We start from the raw sequence: 1,191 nt of genomic DNA, 5'->3' as shown, positions 1-1,191 counted from the left end.
TTACTCGATAATCTTAGCTACAACACCTGCACCAACAGTACGGCCACCTTCACGGATAGCGAAGCGCAAGCCTTCTTCCATCGCGATTGGTGCAATCAATGTAACAGTGATTGATACGTTGTCGCCTGGCATAACCATTTCTGTACCTTCTGGCAATTCAACTGCGCCAGTTACGTCTGTGGTACGGAAGTAGAATTGTGGACGGTAACCTTGGAAGAATGGTGTGTGACGACCACCTTCATCTTTACCCAACACGTAGATTTCTGCTGTGAATTTTGTGTGTGGTTTGATAGAACCAGCTTTTGCCAATACTTGACCACGTTCAACTTCTTCACGTTTTGTACCACGTAGCAATACACCTACGTTGTCGCCTGCTTGACCTTGGTCTAGCAGTTTGCGGAACATTTCCACGCCTGTACATGTTGTTTTTAGGGTGTCTTTGATACCAACGATTTCAATCTCGTCACCCACTTTAACAATACCACGCTCAATACGGCCTGTTACTACTGTACCGCGGCCTGAGATTGAGAATACGTCTTCTACTGGCATCAAGAATGTGCCGTCGATTGCGCGCTCTGGCATTGGGATGTAGCTGTCTAACGCTTCTGCTAAGCGGAAGATTGCTGGTTCGCCGATTTCAGATTGGTCGCCTTCTAAAGCTAATTTAGCTGAACCTTTGATGATTGGTGTGTCGTCGCCTGGGAAGTCGTATTTGCTTAACAAATCACGTACTTCCATTTCAACCAACTCTAACAACTCAGGATCATCTACCATGTCTGCTTTGTTTAGGAACACTACGATGTATGGTACGCCAACTTGACGTGCTAACAGGATGTGCTCACGTGTTTGTGGCATAGGGCCGTCAGCTGCTGAACATACTAAGATTGCGCCGTCCATTTGTGCTGCACCGGTAATCATGTTTTTAACATAGTCAGCGTGGCCTGGGCAGTCTACGTGTGCGTAGTGACGTGTTTCTGTCTCGTACTCAACGTGTGCTGTGTTAATGGTAATGCCACGTGCTTTTTCTTCTGGTGCTGCGTCAATTTGGTCGTACGCTTTTGCTTCGCCGCCGTATTTCTTTGTCAATACAGTGGTGATCGCTGCTGTCAATGTTGTCTTACCATGGTCAACGTGGCCAATCGTACCTACGTTAACGTGCGGCTTGGTCCGCTCAAATTTACCTTTTGCCAT

General features: G+C 47.0%; 1 protein-coding gene. It reads right to left on the bottom strand.

All coding sequences use genetic code 11. The features are described from left to right. Nucleotides 1-1,191, bottom strand: a complete 1,191-nt coding sequence (tuf, locus tag C3Y98_RS12695) for an elongation factor Tu (protein ID WP_135279082.1) — start codon at nucleotides 1,189-1,191, stop codon at nucleotides 1-3.

This window comes from Methylotenera oryzisoli (genome assembly GCF_004661485.1).
Lineage (GTDB): Bacteria > Pseudomonadota > Gammaproteobacteria > Burkholderiales > Methylophilaceae > Methylotenera > Methylotenera oryzisoli.
This window is presented reverse-complemented; position numbering and strand designations above follow the sequence as displayed.

Excerpts from the sequence above, each read along its gene's own strand:
- tuf (WP_135279082.1), bottom strand. The coding sequence starts at position 1,191 with ATGGCAAAAGGTAAATTTGAGCGGACCAAGCCGCACGTTAACGTAGGT.